The 13,188-nt window shown below is 71.0% G+C and carries 10 protein-coding genes; 5 read left to right on the top strand and 5 right to left on the bottom strand.

Annotation, left to right across the window (positions count from 1 at the left end; genetic code table 11):
• Positions 1 to 123 precede the first annotated feature (123 nt).
• Together ABZ914_RS33420 and ABZ914_RS33415 are read right to left on the bottom strand one after the other, a co-directional pair.
• Positions 124 to 942, bottom strand: coding sequence for a hypothetical protein (locus ABZ914_RS33420; RefSeq protein ID WP_500198149.1), 819 nt, complete (start codon positions 940 to 942; stop codon positions 124 to 126).
• A 174-nt stretch (positions 943 to 1,116) separates the two neighbouring features.
• Entirely contained in the window at positions 1,117 to 1,479 is a 363-nt protein-coding gene (locus ABZ914_RS33415) for a hypothetical protein (RefSeq protein WP_500198148.1), read from the bottom strand.
• A 170-nt stretch (positions 1,480 to 1,649) separates the two neighbouring features.
• Between ABZ914_RS33415 and ABZ914_RS33410 the strand changes: the two genes are divergently transcribed.
• Positions 1,650 to 2,090, top strand: coding sequence for a YbaB/EbfC family nucleoid-associated protein (locus ABZ914_RS33410; protein ID WP_500198147.1), 441 nt, complete (start codon positions 1,650 to 1,652; stop codon positions 2,088 to 2,090).
• A gap of 26 nt (positions 2,091 to 2,116) precedes the next feature.
• Here ABZ914_RS33410 and ABZ914_RS33405 read toward each other — a convergent pair whose 3' ends face one another.
• Positions 2,117 to 2,689: a TetR/AcrR family transcriptional regulator gene (locus ABZ914_RS33405; protein ID WP_387029961.1), complete on the bottom strand. Its 573-nt coding sequence runs from the start codon at positions 2,687 to 2,689 to the stop codon at positions 2,117 to 2,119.
• Positions 2,690 to 2,708: 19 nt separating this feature from the next.
• Positions 2,709 to 4,232 carry a family 20 glycosylhydrolase gene (locus ABZ914_RS33400; RefSeq protein ID WP_500198146.1) on the bottom strand — a complete coding sequence of 508 codons (1,524 nt, stop codon included), beginning with the start codon at positions 4,230 to 4,232 and terminating at the stop codon, positions 2,709 to 2,711.
• Positions 4,233 to 4,336: 104 nt separating this feature from the next.
• Between ABZ914_RS33400 and ABZ914_RS33395 the strand changes: the two genes are divergently transcribed.
• Positions 4,337 to 5,530, top strand: coding sequence for a glycoside hydrolase family 1 protein (locus ABZ914_RS33395; RefSeq protein WP_500198144.1), 1,194 nt, complete (start codon positions 4,337 to 4,339; stop codon positions 5,528 to 5,530).
• 417 nt (positions 5,531 to 5,947) lie between these two features.
• Positions 5,948 to 6,727 (top strand): AfsR/SARP family transcriptional regulator, encoded by a 780-nt coding sequence (locus tag ABZ914_RS33390; RefSeq protein ID WP_500198143.1) that lies wholly within the window; start codon positions 5,948 to 5,950, stop codon positions 6,725 to 6,727.
• A gap of 148 nt (positions 6,728 to 6,875) precedes the next feature.
• On the opposite strand, the gene ABZ914_RS33385 is transcribed toward ABZ914_RS33390, so the two are convergent.
• Entirely contained in the window at positions 6,876 to 8,021 is a 1,146-nt protein-coding gene (locus tag ABZ914_RS33385) for a ParB/RepB/Spo0J family partition protein (RefSeq protein WP_433149203.1), read from the bottom strand.
• A 1,051-nt stretch (positions 8,022 to 9,072) separates the two neighbouring features.
• Between ABZ914_RS33385 and ABZ914_RS33380 the strand changes: the two genes are divergently transcribed.
• Positions 9,073 to 10,950: a BTAD domain-containing putative transcriptional regulator gene (locus ABZ914_RS33380; protein WP_500198142.1), complete on the top strand. Its 1,878-nt coding sequence runs from the start codon at positions 9,073 to 9,075 to the stop codon at positions 10,948 to 10,950.
• A 241-nt stretch (positions 10,951 to 11,191) separates the two neighbouring features.
• Entirely contained in the window at positions 11,192 to 13,138 is a 1,947-nt protein-coding gene (gene htpG / locus ABZ914_RS33375) for a molecular chaperone HtpG (RefSeq protein ID WP_500198141.1), read from the top strand.
• Positions 13,139 to 13,188 lie beyond the last annotated feature (50 nt).

Raw genomic sequence — 13,188 nt, 5'->3', positions numbered from 1 at the left:
CGGGTTCGACCGGGGGCCGGGGGGGGGGCCCGGTCGGGGGCCCGGGGGCGGTCGTGCCTATCGCGCCCGTGGGGGCTGGGGGCCCGCCCGGCGGGGCCCCCGCCCCCCACCCCAACGGAAGTGTCAGCGGCCGTAGGGGCTCGGTGCGGTGCGGCGGGGCTCCTTGTACGCCGACGGCGGCGACCAGTCGATCTTCGCGTCCGCGAACTCGATGGCGGACGCGCCGGACGGCTTGAGGTTCCGCAGTTGCAGGACCGCACCGCCCGCGAGCAGCGTCGACATGATGTTCTTCGCCGCGTTCAGGAACTGCGTCAGGCCGTACACGAGGTTGCCGACCGCGGCGATGACGGCGAGCGCCAGCGTGGTCGCGGCGATCCGCGCGCCGATGCTGGTCGGCGGGTACGGGACGCGCTGCAGCGCCCACAGCGTCAGGAAGGCGGGCAGGATGGCGACGGCCATGTCGCCGAGCGCCGTCCAGTACGACGTGTACGCCTTGGCGACGCTCTCAACGGCGCCGCCGCACGCCTCGGCGTACTTGCGGCAGGTCTCCAGCTGGCGGATGAACTCGTCCACCGCCCGCGCGAACGCCTCCTGGTCGTCGGCGATCCAGTCCTTGCCGGAGTCGGCCTGGAGACCGCGCATCATCTGGTTGGCCGGCTTGTCGAGGTCGCCGGAGATCCGCGCGCGCCAGTTCGCCGCCGCCTGGTACATGCCGGGGACGTTCGCGACGCCCACCGAGGCCGCGACGATCGCGATGACGATGAGGGGCTCCTTGCGGGCCACCTGCCGCCAGCTCTTGAGCGCGTCCTCGACCAGCGCGGTCGCGCCGCCCGGCGGGGGCTTGGCCGCCGTCGCCGCGGGCGGGACGGTCGGCCTCGGCGGGACCGGGCGCGGCGGCGCGGCCGGGCGGAACGGTGAGGCGGCCGGACGCGGCGGAGTCACCGGGCGCGGCGGAGCCGATGGCCGGGGCGGAGCCGACGGGGCCTGCGGGGTCGCCGGAGCGGCCGGGTTCGGCGGGGACCCCGGGGGGCGGCCCCAGGCGATGCGGGGGTCCGGCGGTTGGTGGGGAGTGGTCATCTCATTCTTCCTTCGTCCGGCGGGACGCGTCGGCCCGGCTCATTGGTAGACGGCGGGGCCGGTGATCCTCACATCGCGCCCGCCCGGTCCCTGGACGACCTTCGGAGTGCTGTAGTCCTCGGCCGCTCGCCATACGCGTTCGATTCCTTCGAGGGCCTCGGCCCATTCGTCCATCACCTCCATGGCGTCATTCATGAAACGCCGCATGTCGTTCTGCACGGCGGCGTAGGCGTCCGCGAGGAACGCCAGCCCGACCACGCCGAACGCGACACCGCCGACGTCGGTGTCGTCCACCTCGTCCCGGATGCCGCGGAACAGGGGCTTGGCCTCGGTCAGCACCTGCCGCCGAGTCCTCTCGATGCCCTGGGAAGTGACGTACTTTTCCTGCCCGCCAGGTGCCATGCCCCTTTGCTACCGCACCCCGGCGACGGGCGGCAGGGAATTCCCCGCCCCTGATGATCTTTCTATTCCGCGTCGGACGATCAACATGAACAATTGGCTGTTCCTTCTCCAGGGCGACATCTTCGATTGCTCGGATCGTCCTACCGACGGCATCCGACGGAAGGCATCCGATGTTCGACTTCGACCCCGCGCGTTTCCGTCCCGAGGACGTGGACCGGCTGGCCGCGCAGGCGGACGACGCGCTCCGCCGGCTCTCCGCCTCGACGGAGGAGATGGTGAACCTGACGGCCACCGGCGAGGCCGCGGGCGGGCTGATCAAGGCCACGGTCGACTCGTCGGGCCGGATCCAGCGGATCGCGCTGAACCCGCGGGCGCTGCGGATGGACAGCGAGACCCTCGCCGAGTCGCTGATCGAGGCGATCGGCGCGGCGCAGGACGGCGCGCGGGACCGCGTGCAGGAGATGGTGACCGAGCTGATGGCCGCGACCGGGCTGCCGGCGAAGGTGGACACCGAGGCGGTCCTGGAGAAGGTCGGCGCGATCGGCGACGCGGCGCGGCGCCGGTTCGACGAGCACCACGACGACCTCAACGAGGTCCGCCGCGCCTTCTGATCCCCGGCCCGGCCGGGCCGGGAGGGTCAGCCGGTCGTGCGGAGCAGGTTCAGGACGTCGGCGAGGGGCTGCTGCATGTCGACGGAGCGGTCCGCGAGCCATTGCAGCTGGATGCCGTCGGCCACGGCGAGGAGCAGGACGGCGAGGCGCTCGGCGGGGACGTCGGTGCGGATCGTCCCCTCGTCCATGGCCTTCTGGAGGTGCTCGACGGCGGCCTTGCGGAGGACCTCGTAGCGGCGGGGGAAGAACTCGTGCGCGGGGTGGTCGGGGTCGCCGGCGGACGCGGCCATGGAGACGAACAGCTCGACGAGGCCGGGGGTGCGCATGCCCTGCCGCATGACGTCGAGGGTGTCCTCGACGAGGTCGAACTCGGGGTGCCGGGCCCGCTCGGTCTCGTCGCGGACGCGCAGGACCTGGGTGAGCAGGTCCTCCTTGGACTCGAAGTAGTGCATGATCCCGGGGAGGCTGAGGTCGCAGCGGGCGGCGACCTTGCGCAGTGACGTGCCCCGGTAGCCCTCGTCGGCGAAGATCTCCAGCGCGGCCTTGAGGATCTCGGCCCGCTTCGCCTCGCCCTTGCGGTAGGGGCCGCGTTTCGCCATGGTCCTCACCTTACCGAGGTCAGTGCCAGTCGATCTCGGTCGAGCGGAGGGCGGTCAGGCCGCGCTCCCGCCACAGCACGGACTGGCGCGCGAGGCGTTCCCGGTACTCGTCCCACGACGGCGGCGACGGCGACCAGGCCGCCTCGGCGATGCCGGGCAGGCGCGGCAGGAGAAGGGCCGTGTGGTCGTCGAAGCCCTGGAAGTCCTCGGCGAAGAGGGTCGCCTCGACGCCCGCGACCCGGTCCGGCGCGAGGCCGTAGGCGGACGGGTCCCAGGAGGCGGCGTACCGGACGTCGCGGGGCCGGTAGGCGAAGCCGAGCCGCGCGCCCGTCTCGGCCTGGCCGGGCGGGACGATCGCCGGGTCGTAGGGGCGGTCGAGGTAGAGGTGCGACTGCGGGGACAGCAGGACCCGGCCGCCGCCGCGGACGATGCGGTCGAGATCCCCGTCGGTCGGCGCGAAGAACCTGGTCAGGGCCTTGGTGCGGGCGAGGGTGTGGCCCGCGGCGAGGAGTTCGGGACGCGCGTCCAGCTCCTCCTGGGTCTGCGGGAGGTCCATCATCGGGACGTCCACCCAGAACTGGGCGATGTCGCCGGGCGCGACGCCGGCGCGGGACGACTCCTGCCAGCCGAGGGGCCGCTTGCCCGCGACGCGCAGGGCCTCGCGGGCGAGGCGGACGGCCTCGGCGAACGACGCCTCGTCCGCGCCGAGCGCCTCGTCGCCGCCGAAGTGGACGAACGCGCCGTCGGTGAGCCGCGCCGTCTCCGCCAGCACGTCGACGATGAACGCGCGGGTGTGCGGATCGGCGGGGTCGAGGGGCGCGGGGAACGGCGCGTCCGCCGGGTACCAGGAGGGGCGCGGCAGCGTGCCGAGGTCGGGGTAGGCGCGCAGGGCGGCGGCGCTGTGGCCGGGCAGGTCGATCTCGGGGACGACGGTGACGTGCCGTGCGGCGGCGTACCGCTGCAGGTCGGCGTACTCGCGCGCGGTGTAGTGCGGGGTCCCGGCGGTGAGGGCGGGACGGGTCGCGATGTGCAGCCGCCAGCCCTCGTTGTCGGTCAGGTGCAGGTGCAGGACGTTCAGCTTGTAGAGCGCGGCGAGGTCGATGAGGCGGCGCAGCTCGTCCGGGGTGAGGAAGTGGCGGGCCGGGTCGACCATGAGGCCGCGCCAGGCGTATCTGGGCGCGTCGTCGATGACGCGGCACGCCGTCTCCGCTGTCTCCGCCAGCAGGTGCAGTGCGGTGACGCCGGCCCGGAAGGCGCCCTGCGGGGTGCGGGCCGCGCACGTGATGCGGCCGGGTTCGACGGTGAGGCGGTAGCACTCGTCGGCGTCGGCGGACGGCTGGACCCCGATGGCGCCGGGCTTCAGCGGCACGTCGTCCAGGGTGAGGACGACCGTTCCGGCCTCGGCCTCGGGGCCGGTGCGCAGGTGCGGGGCCAGGGCGCCCGCCGCCTCGTCGAGGGACGGGTCGTCCGCCCGGACGCGCCAGGGTCGGTCCGTCCGGCATACGCCTTCCGTCGTCCGCTGGCGGACGGGCGCTGGGATCACGCTGCCTCCTCGGCCGGGGTTCGTCGGGCGGGTCGGACGCTACCATGAAATCCGATCGATGTATGGTTTTCGCGTTCCACGCCCCCCGAACCGAAAGGCCGAGCATGCCGGCAGACGCATTCGCCCTCCCCCGCGGCTTCCTGATGGGCGCCTCGACGGCGGCGCACCAGGTCGAGGGCGGCAACACCGCGAGCGACTGGTGGGCGTTCGAGCACGCGTCCGGCACGCTGGTCCGCGAACCCAGCGGCGACGCCGCCGACAGCTACCACCGCTGGCGCGAGGACATGGACCTGCTCGCCGGCCTCGGGTTCAACGCCTACCGCTTCAGCCTCGAATGGGCCCGGATCGAGCCGGCGCGCGGCGAGATCTCGTACGCGGCGCTCGCCCACTACCGGCGGATGATCGAGGGCGCGCGCGAACGCGGCCTCGAACCGGTCGTGACCCTGCACCACTTCACGTCCCCGCTCTGGTTCGCGAAGGCGGGCGGGTTCGCCGCCCCGGACGCGACCGGCCTCTTCGTCCGCTACGTGGAGACGGTCGCGCCGATCCTGGACGGCCTCGTCCGCCACGTCGTCACCATCAACGAACCGAACATGGCCGCGCTCATGCAGGCCGTCCGCCGCAACCCCGGCGCCGACTACGCCCGCCTCGCCCCGGACGAAGCCGTCGCCGAGGGCCTGATCGCGGCCCACCACGCGGCCCGCGACGTCCTGCACCGCCTGCTCCCCGGCGCCCGGATCGGCTGGACGATCGCGAACCAGGTGTACCAGCCGGCGGAGCCCGGCGCCGAGGACGCCTGCCGCGCCCACGCCTGGCCGCGCGAGGACCGCTTCATCGAGGCCGCGCGCGACGACGACTGGATCGGCGTGCAGTCCTACAGCCGTACGAAGGTCGCCGAGGACGGCCCCCTGCCCGTGCCGGACGGCGCGGAGAAGACCATCATGGGCTGGGAGTACTATCCGGAGGCGCTCGGCGAGGCCGTCCGGCACACCGCCGGGATCGTCGGCCCGTCCGTCCCGATCATCGTCACCGAGAACGGCATCGCCACCGCCGACGACGCCCGCCGCATCGACTACACGACCGGGGCGCTCGCCGGCCTCGCCGCCGCCATGCGCGACGGCGCCGACGTGCGCGGCTACCTGCACTGGAGCGCCCTCGACAACTACGAGTGGGGCTCCTACGAGCCGACCTTCGGCCTCATCGCCGTCGACCGCCGCACCTTCGCCCGCACCCCCAGGCCGTCCGCCCGCTGGCTCGGCGGCCTGGCCCGCGCCGGCGAGATCCCCGTCGGCGCCTGACGCGCGGCCGCACCGGCGCCCGGCGCGGCGGCGCCCCGGGCCGCCGGGCCCGGGGCGACCGCTCCCGAATCGTTCTCCGGCCCCGCGCATCCCGCCCGACCGCGCCGGCAGGTCACGGTGTGACGACGACCTTGTTCGAAGCGTGGCCCTCTTCCTGACAGACGAGCAAACTTCGTTGACAGAACGGCTGGGCCGGCCACACGATCCTTGCCCATCCATTCAAGAACCGTGGACTCGTTCGCCTCGAACCCGGCGACGACCTCGCCGAACTCATCAACTCGCCAATTGGACCGCGCGAACCGGGTCGCCGTTCGCCACTCGACGGCCTTGCCCGGTCATGCTAGACATGTCGACAATAAAACCGGGAAAATTCAGATTCTTTTTAGTAGCCGCGGGCCGGCAGCGACGAGGGATGTCATGTACTTCTTCATTCTTGGAAGCCTTGAGGTCAGGCTCTCGGAGCAGCGCATTCCCGTCACCGCACCCAAGCAACGCGCCGTGCTCGCCACGCTGCTGCTCGACGCCAACAACGACGTGTCGATCGACCGGCTCACGCGGCTCGTGTGGGACGGCCGCCCCCCGGTCACCGCCCAGGCGACGATCCAGTCCTACGTCTACCGGCTCCGCCAGCTGCTCCGGCCCCTCCCCGGCGTCGAACTCAAGACCAGCGCGGACAGCTACCTGCTCCAGGTCGACCCGGCCGACATCGACCTGTGGCGCTTCCGTGAGCTGGTCGTCGCCGCGCGGGGGCGGCCCGGCCTCGTCGACCTGGCCGCCGGTCTGCGCCAGGCGCTGGCCGTCTGGCGCGGGGACGCCTTGGCCGGCCTGCCGGGCGAGACCCTCAAGCACGAGGCGAGGTCTCTCGAGGACGAGCGGATCGCCGCCTACGAGCAGCTGTTCAGCGCGGAGATCTCACTCGGGAACCACCGGCAGATCATCGCCGAGCTGCAGAGAGTGGTCTCCGGCTATCCGCTCCACGAGGCGCTGCGCGCCCAGTTGATGCTCGCGCTCTACGCATCGGGCCGCCAGGCCGAGGCGCTCCAGCACTACGCGCTCATCCGCCGGCAGCTCCGCGACGGCCTGGGCATCGACCCGGGGCAGGAGCTGCAAGAGCTGCACAGGGCCATATTGGAGCAGGTCCCGACGAGCATGCTCACGACGCTGACGCCGACCTCCTCCTGGTGGAACGCCAGGTGAGCGAACGGCCCGGTGCCCCCGCCGCGGCTCGCGGGACCGGCAGGACCGTCCACGGCCGCGGCCGCCCCTCAGGCGCCGCGACCGTGGAGATCCGCCATCTCTGGGCGTCCCCATGGACGCCCCCCATGTTCTCAGGCCGCCCGCGCGGCTAGATGTTCACGTCGACGATCCGCGCTCTGCGATCGAGCTCCTGGGCGAGTTCCTGCCACATCTGCGCGTACTGCCGGGCGAGCAGGACGACCGTCGTCACGCAATGCGACGGCACCGCCGTGACAACGCTGGCCAGGTTCTCCGATCCGGCCGCGTTGGAGTGCAGCATCCGCAATACGACCTTCCCCTGCTCGTTGTTGCGCAGGGACGGATCGCGCATCAGCTTCTCGACGACACCGCGCGAATCGTCGAGGACGGCGCGCAGGCGCTGGAGCGGCACGGCCGGCCGGACCGCGGCGGCGTCCACCGACACGAGCTGCGGCGCCGGAGGCACCTCACCGCCGTCGCCGACATGACCGACGGTGACCCCGCCGGCGGCATTGTCGTTCCTGGCCGCCACGCTCCCGCTCCGCCTCTTGCGCGCGGCCGGCCTTTCCGGGACCGGCGAGTCGCCGCGGGCGAGGCGCTTGCGCACGTCGAGGACCGTCGCCGGTGAGATGCCGGCCGCGCGCGCCACCTCGCGGAGCGAGGCCTCGGGCTGCTGGGTCAGCAGCTCCGCGGCGCGCCGCCGCGCGTCCCCGCTGTCCAGCGGCCGGACCCTCCCGTCCCTCCCGACGCGCGCGTTCGACTGTGGTAAGTGCTCACTCGAACGTTTCCGGATGCTGGCGACGGCCCTCGCCGCCAGTCCGGAGGCCTGCCCGATGGCCCGATCGGACATGTGCGGGTGGGAGGCGATGATGCGCTCCGCCGCGGCCCGCCGGTCGGCCTGGGACAGCGGGAGCCCGTGGGCGACGTTCTCCTGCACTGCCCGCAGGAACACGTCGGCCTCGGTGCCGTCGAAGAAGATGACGTCGATCATGTCCTTGCCGCGGAGCGACGCGGCCATGAGGCGGTGCATGCCGTCGATGACCCGCATGGTGCGCCGGTCCACCAGGATCGGCGGCAGCGGTGTCTCGGTATCGGCGAGTTGCGCGATGTGCGCCTTGTCCTCCCCGTTGAGCCGCGGCGAGTCGCCCGCGCGCAGGGACAGTACGGGAACCGAGACGACCTCGTTTCCGATTCTCGGGAGCTGGCCGTCCTGACTCGGCTTGACGGCTTCGGATCTGATGGATAGCTGAACCCGCTGACCCTCTGGCTGATTCATGCTTCTCCTTGCTCGCTACGCGGCTCGGACCTGGACCCGGCCGTCATCCTCCACGAGCAAGCTGTCGCGCTGCTTACGGACGGGTTGCCGTACCTGCCGCCTCGGCTCGTGCGGCCCGGGCGGGCCGCCGTGCGTCCTCGCGGACGCCGGTTCCCCCGTCCGCGGGCCGCGTGCGAGTCGGCTCCGCGACGGGCTCCGCACGTGCTCTGCCTGGGGATCGGCCTTCAACGGCCCGCGATTCGGCGGTCCACGCGGTGGGGCCGCCATTGCCTGTTTGCCAGATCGCGCCCCGAGTGTAAATATCCGCCCCGCATGCAGTGAGGTAGTACTTGACCGCGTTGCGTGACGACCGGGAAGTGTCTTTTCGTCGATTTTCGAGAGTGGACTCCGGCATCCGGACTCTGGCCCTGCGGTTGAACACCGGCCCGAGCCGTTCATGTGGACCAAAGGTCGTTCGAAGGGATCCCGAGCCCCTCGTTCGATATGCGCGACGGATTCCAGGTACGGGAACTCACAGTGATCATCGAGCACCGCTCGCGTTCGCACACTGTACCGGCCGCGGAGGGCGTTCCACCGCCCGTCGCAACGGTAAGTACTTACTTTGACAGACGGTCATGCAGCGCGAAACCGCTGATCAACCAGCATGTCCCCACCGAGCCCCGCCCTGGGCGACTCCCCGGCCCGGCGAATTCAGGTCGACATGAATCCCACATCAAAACCGGCCGCGTCACCGGATCGGCCGTCGCGGCGCCAGCGAACCACCAGCCGCTGACCACTCGGACACCGTGCATTTTGTACCGCCGGGCCGGCGTGAGCCTCCACCCAGTCTCCTGCATCCCTACATTCCTGCAGGTCACCGATCCAACCTTGCCGAATGGCCGTAACGATCGGATCATGTGGGGCGGGTGCGCGGTGCGTTCGCGTTGCGACGGGAACTTCGACCCATGCGAAATGACATCGATTTGAGGTAGGGCCGAAATAGCCTCGACGGCGTAGCGTAAGGGACACCATGGGGGAAGAGGGTTTCAGGCCAGGTCCCGGCCTCCGGGACGTGCTCCGCGCCTTGCGGGCGGAGGCCGGTCTGACGCAGCAGGAACTGGCATCCCTGGCGGGCCTCAGCCTCGCCGCCGTCAGAGATCTGGAGCAGGGCCGTCGCACCCGCCCGCGCCGCCGCTCGCTGGCCGCGCTGGCCGGTGCCCTGGGTCTGGACTCCGACCGGACGTCGGACCTGGCGGAGGCGGCTTCCAGCCGGGTCGCCACGGTGGACGCACGGGCTCCCGACGCCGAATGGAATTCGCCTGAGCGGCGGGACAGGCGGGGACTGTGGCTGGCGGCGCTCGGGCCGCTGGAGGTCTGGCGTGACGGCACCCCGCTGCGTCTCGGACCGCCGGCACGGCGGGCGGTGCTCGGCATGCTGGCGGCGAACGTGGACACCCCGGTGCACCGGGACGTGATCATCGACACGGTCTGGGGATACGAGCGGCCGCCCACCGCGGTGAACCTGGTACAGGTCCACGTCAGCAGGCTTCGCCGGCTCCTTGTTCCCGGTGCCGGCAAGGACACGACCGGAGCTCCGTCGATCATCTTCGCCAACGGCTCCTACCGGCTCAGCCTGGAACCGGGGCAAATAGACGTACAGGTTTTCAAGGACCTTGTGCGGCAGGCCGATATGGCGCGGAACCTGGGAATGCTCCGGACGGCGTATTCAATTTACGAGCGGGCGGCGGAACTGTGCCGGGGGAATCCGTTCGCCGATCTGGTCATGCTCCACGAGGAGCCCGCGGTCGCGCAACTCAGACGGTGGCTGGTCGATGTCCATCTGCAATACGCCGAGGTCGCCTGCGGTCTCGGGCTGCATAATCAGGTGCTTCCCAGGCTGCACGCCCTCGCCGCGGCCGATCCGTTGAACGAACGCGTTCACGCCCATCTGCTCATCGCATTGGCCGGCTCGGGGCAGCAGGCTACCGCACTTTCCGTCTATGCCGCGCTGCGTTCCCGTTTGGCCCGGGAACTGGGAATATCTCCGAGCGAAGTGCTGGAACAGGCGCACATGCGGGTACTGCGCCAGCAGGTCCCGGTGGTGCACCTCGGCGAGGACGAGGCCGCCGCGCCGCCCCAAGCCCCGGTCGCGCCGGCGCAGATACCCGCCTATCCCAGCTATTTCACCGGGCGGCGCGCCGAACTGGACGCTCTGACCGACCTGCTGGACCGGCCGGACCACGGCGAGGACGGCAGGCCGCTCGTCACCCTGACCGGCCGGGCCGGTGTCGGCAAGACCGCACTCGCCGTCCACTGGGCGCACCGCTTCGCGGGGCGTTTTCCGGCCGGGCAGCTGTTCGCCGACCTTCAGGGCGACTCCTCCGAGCCGAGGACCGGCGAGATCCTGCACCGCTTCCTGCGGGCTCTCGGCGTGCCGGCCTCGATGATCCCGCCGGACACCGGGGATCGGATCGCCCTCTACCGACGGCTTCTGGCAGGCCGCGACATGCTGATCCTGCTGGACAACGCCGGGACGGCGGAGCAGGTCCGCCCGTTGCTGTCGGACGGACCCGGCAGCATGGTGCTCGTGACCAGCAGGAGGAGCCTCGACGAGCTGACGGTGTCGGAGGGGGCGCGCCGGATCCGGCTCGATGTCCTGACGCGGGCGGAAGCGCACCAGCTGCTGGGCGAGATCGTGGGCGGCGAACGGATGCGGGCCGATCAGTCCGCGGTCCATGACCTGATCACGCTGTGCGGGTGCCTGCCGTCCGCCCTGTGCAGCGCCGCGGCGCGGATCGCCGGGAAGCCCGAGTTGACGCTCGCCGCGCTGGTGGCCACGATGCGCGCGGAGTCGGGCCGGTCGGGCAACACGCCGACCGGCCACCGGCTCTCCTTCGATCCCGTCGGACTTCTCGATACGGAACCGCCCCGGATCCTGCGGGGAATCTGAGAAAGGCTCCGATTTCCGCGAGTTCAAAACGGGTCGCCGTTTTATGAACGGCGCGCATCTCGCGCTGTATCGGTACTGCCGGGCTGCCATGCGCGGCCCGCGCACGCCCTTGCCTGCCCGCGATTCATACGAGAATCGAGTTGCAGGAGAATTGGCGCCGCCGACCGAAGCCATGCTGGCGGCGAACACACCGGAGAGTTACACTCGGCGCGTCATTGGCGGGCTGCGGACGGAGGCGGAAATGACGGTGGCGGCGGAACGGTCCGGGCAAGAGGTGTTCAGCTTCCAGGCGGAGGCCGTGCAGATCCTGGATCTGATGACCCATTCGCTGTACAGCAACAAGGAGATCTTCCTGCGCGAACTGATCTCGAACGCCTCGGACGCGATCGACCGGCTCCGCCTGGAACTGCTGGCGGCGGGCGAGTCACCCGATGCCCAGGGGCCGGCGCGGATCCGGGTCGGCTATGACAAGGACGCGGGCACGCTCACGATCGCGGACAACGGCATCGGGATGAGCCGGGACGAGGTGATCGAGAACATCGGGACGATCGCCAGGTCCGGCTCCCAGGAGTTCCTGCGGTCGCTGACCGGTGACCAGCGCAAGGACGCCGCGCTGATCGGCCGGTTCGGGGTGGGCTTCTACTCGGCGTTCATCGTGGCGGAGAAGGTGGTGCTGACCACGCGGCGGTCCGGGCTGGAAGCCGGCGAGGCGGTGCGGTGGACGTCGGACGGGAAGGGCGAGTACTCGCTGGAGACGATCGAGCGCGCCGACCGGGGCACCACGATCGTGCTGCACCTCAAGGACGGCGAGGAGGAGCTGCTGAACGGCTGGCGGCTCCGGTCGATCATCGAGAAGTACTCCGACCACATCAGCGTGCCGATCCTCATGCCCGGCGAGCCCGGTGAAAAGGAGGACGGAGACGAGGCCGGACCCCGGCCGGATGTGACGATCAACAAGGCATCGGCGCTATGGGCCCGGCCCAAGGACGAATTGGCCGACCATGACTACACCGAGTTCTACCGGCACATCTCCGGCGACGCCTCCGACCCGCTCGCCTGGGTACACGCCAAGATCGAGGGAATCTACGAGTACACGCTGCTGCTTTTCATCCCGGGCACGGCGCCGTACGACCTGTGGGTGCAGAATTCCCGGAACGGGGTCCGGCTGCATGTGCAGCGGGTGTTCATCATGGAGGACACCGGGCAGATCCTGCCCAAGTACCTGCGCTTCGTCCGGGGTGTGATCGACTCCGCCGACCTCCCGCTGAACGTGTCCCGGGAGATCCTGCAGGGCAGCCGGGCGGTCGACAACATCCGGGTCAACGCGGTGAAGAAGGTCCTGCGGCGGCTGGCGGACATGGCCGATCGCGAGCCCGAGAAGTACGCGGTGTTCTGGAAGGAGTTCGGCGGCACGCTTAAGGAGGGCGTCGCCGACGACTACTCCAACCGGGACGACATCGCGAAGCTGCTGCGGTTCACCTCGACCAGGTCCGCGGCCGACGGCGCGGACGTCTCGCTGGCCGACTACGTGGCGCGGATGAAGGACGGGCAGGAGCACATCTACTACCTGCTCGCGCCGTCGCCGGCCGCGGCCAAGGCGAGCCCCCATCTCGAGGCGTTCCGGTCCAAGGGCGTGGAAGTGCTGCTGCTGGGCGAGGGCGTCGACAACTGGGTGGTCTCCAGCCTGCACGACTTCGACGGCAGGAGGTTCCAGTCCGTGGCGCAGGGCGCCGGGGACCTGGGCGCGCTGGCGGACGAGGAGGAGAAGCAGGAGAAGGAGCAGGCGGACGCGGAGTACGCGGCGCTGCTGGGCAGGTTCAAGGCCTACCTGTCCGGGCTGGCCTTCGACGTGCGGCTGTCCACCAGGCTCACCACCTCGCCCGCGTGCATCGTGAGCAACGAGCCGGAGATCGACGTCAACCTGATGCACCGGCTCCGCGGTGCCGGGCTGCCCCGCCAGGCGGTGCTGGAGCTCAACCCGAAGCATCCGCTGATCCAGAGGCTCAACGAGAGGCTGGACGACGACCGGATGGCCGACTGGGCGCACGTCCTGTTCAACCAGGGGGTGCTCACCTTCGGTGCCCGGATCGAGGATCCCGCCGCGTTCGTCGGCCGGCTGACCGACCTGCTCACCGCGCTCACCGACGGCTCCGGTGGAGCGGACGCGGGCGGGACCGGCGCCGCTTAAGGAACGCCGCGGGCACGAACGGCCACCGCCCGCATGGCCGCGGATGCGGG

The organism is Spirillospora sp. NPDC046719 (assembly GCF_040645715.1).
In the GTDB taxonomy this organism is placed as follows: Bacteria; Actinomycetota; Actinomycetes; order Streptosporangiales; family Streptosporangiaceae; genus Spirillospora.
Note: the sequence above shows the minus strand (reverse complement) of the source record. Positions and strands in the feature narration are given on the sequence as shown.

What these genes read in the sequence shown, in the direction of transcription:
- ABZ914_RS33415 (WP_500198148.1), bottom strand. Translation starts at nt 1,479, where the DNA reads ATGGCACCTGGCGGGCAGGAAAAGTACGTCACTTCCCAGGGCATCGAG.
- ABZ914_RS33410 (WP_500198147.1), top strand. Translation starts at nt 1,650, where the DNA reads ATGTTCGACTTCGACCCCGCGCGTTTCCGTCCCGAGGACGTGGACCGG.
- ABZ914_RS33405 (WP_387029961.1), bottom strand. Translation starts at nt 2,689, where the DNA reads ATGGCGAAACGCGGCCCCTACCGCAAGGGCGAGGCGAAGCGGGCCGAG.
- ABZ914_RS33395 (WP_500198144.1), top strand. Translation starts at nt 4,337, where the DNA reads ATGCCGGCAGACGCATTCGCCCTCCCCCGCGGCTTCCTGATGGGCGCC.
- ABZ914_RS33390 (WP_500198143.1), top strand. Translation starts at nt 5,948, where the DNA reads ATGTACTTCTTCATTCTTGGAAGCCTTGAGGTCAGGCTCTCGGAGCAG.
- ABZ914_RS33385 (WP_433149203.1), bottom strand. Translation starts at nt 8,021, where the DNA reads ATGAATCAGCCAGAGGGTCAGCGGGTTCAGCTATCCATCAGATCCGAA.
- htpG (WP_500198141.1), top strand. Translation starts at nt 11,192, where the DNA reads ATGACGGTGGCGGCGGAACGGTCCGGGCAAGAGGTGTTCAGCTTCCAG.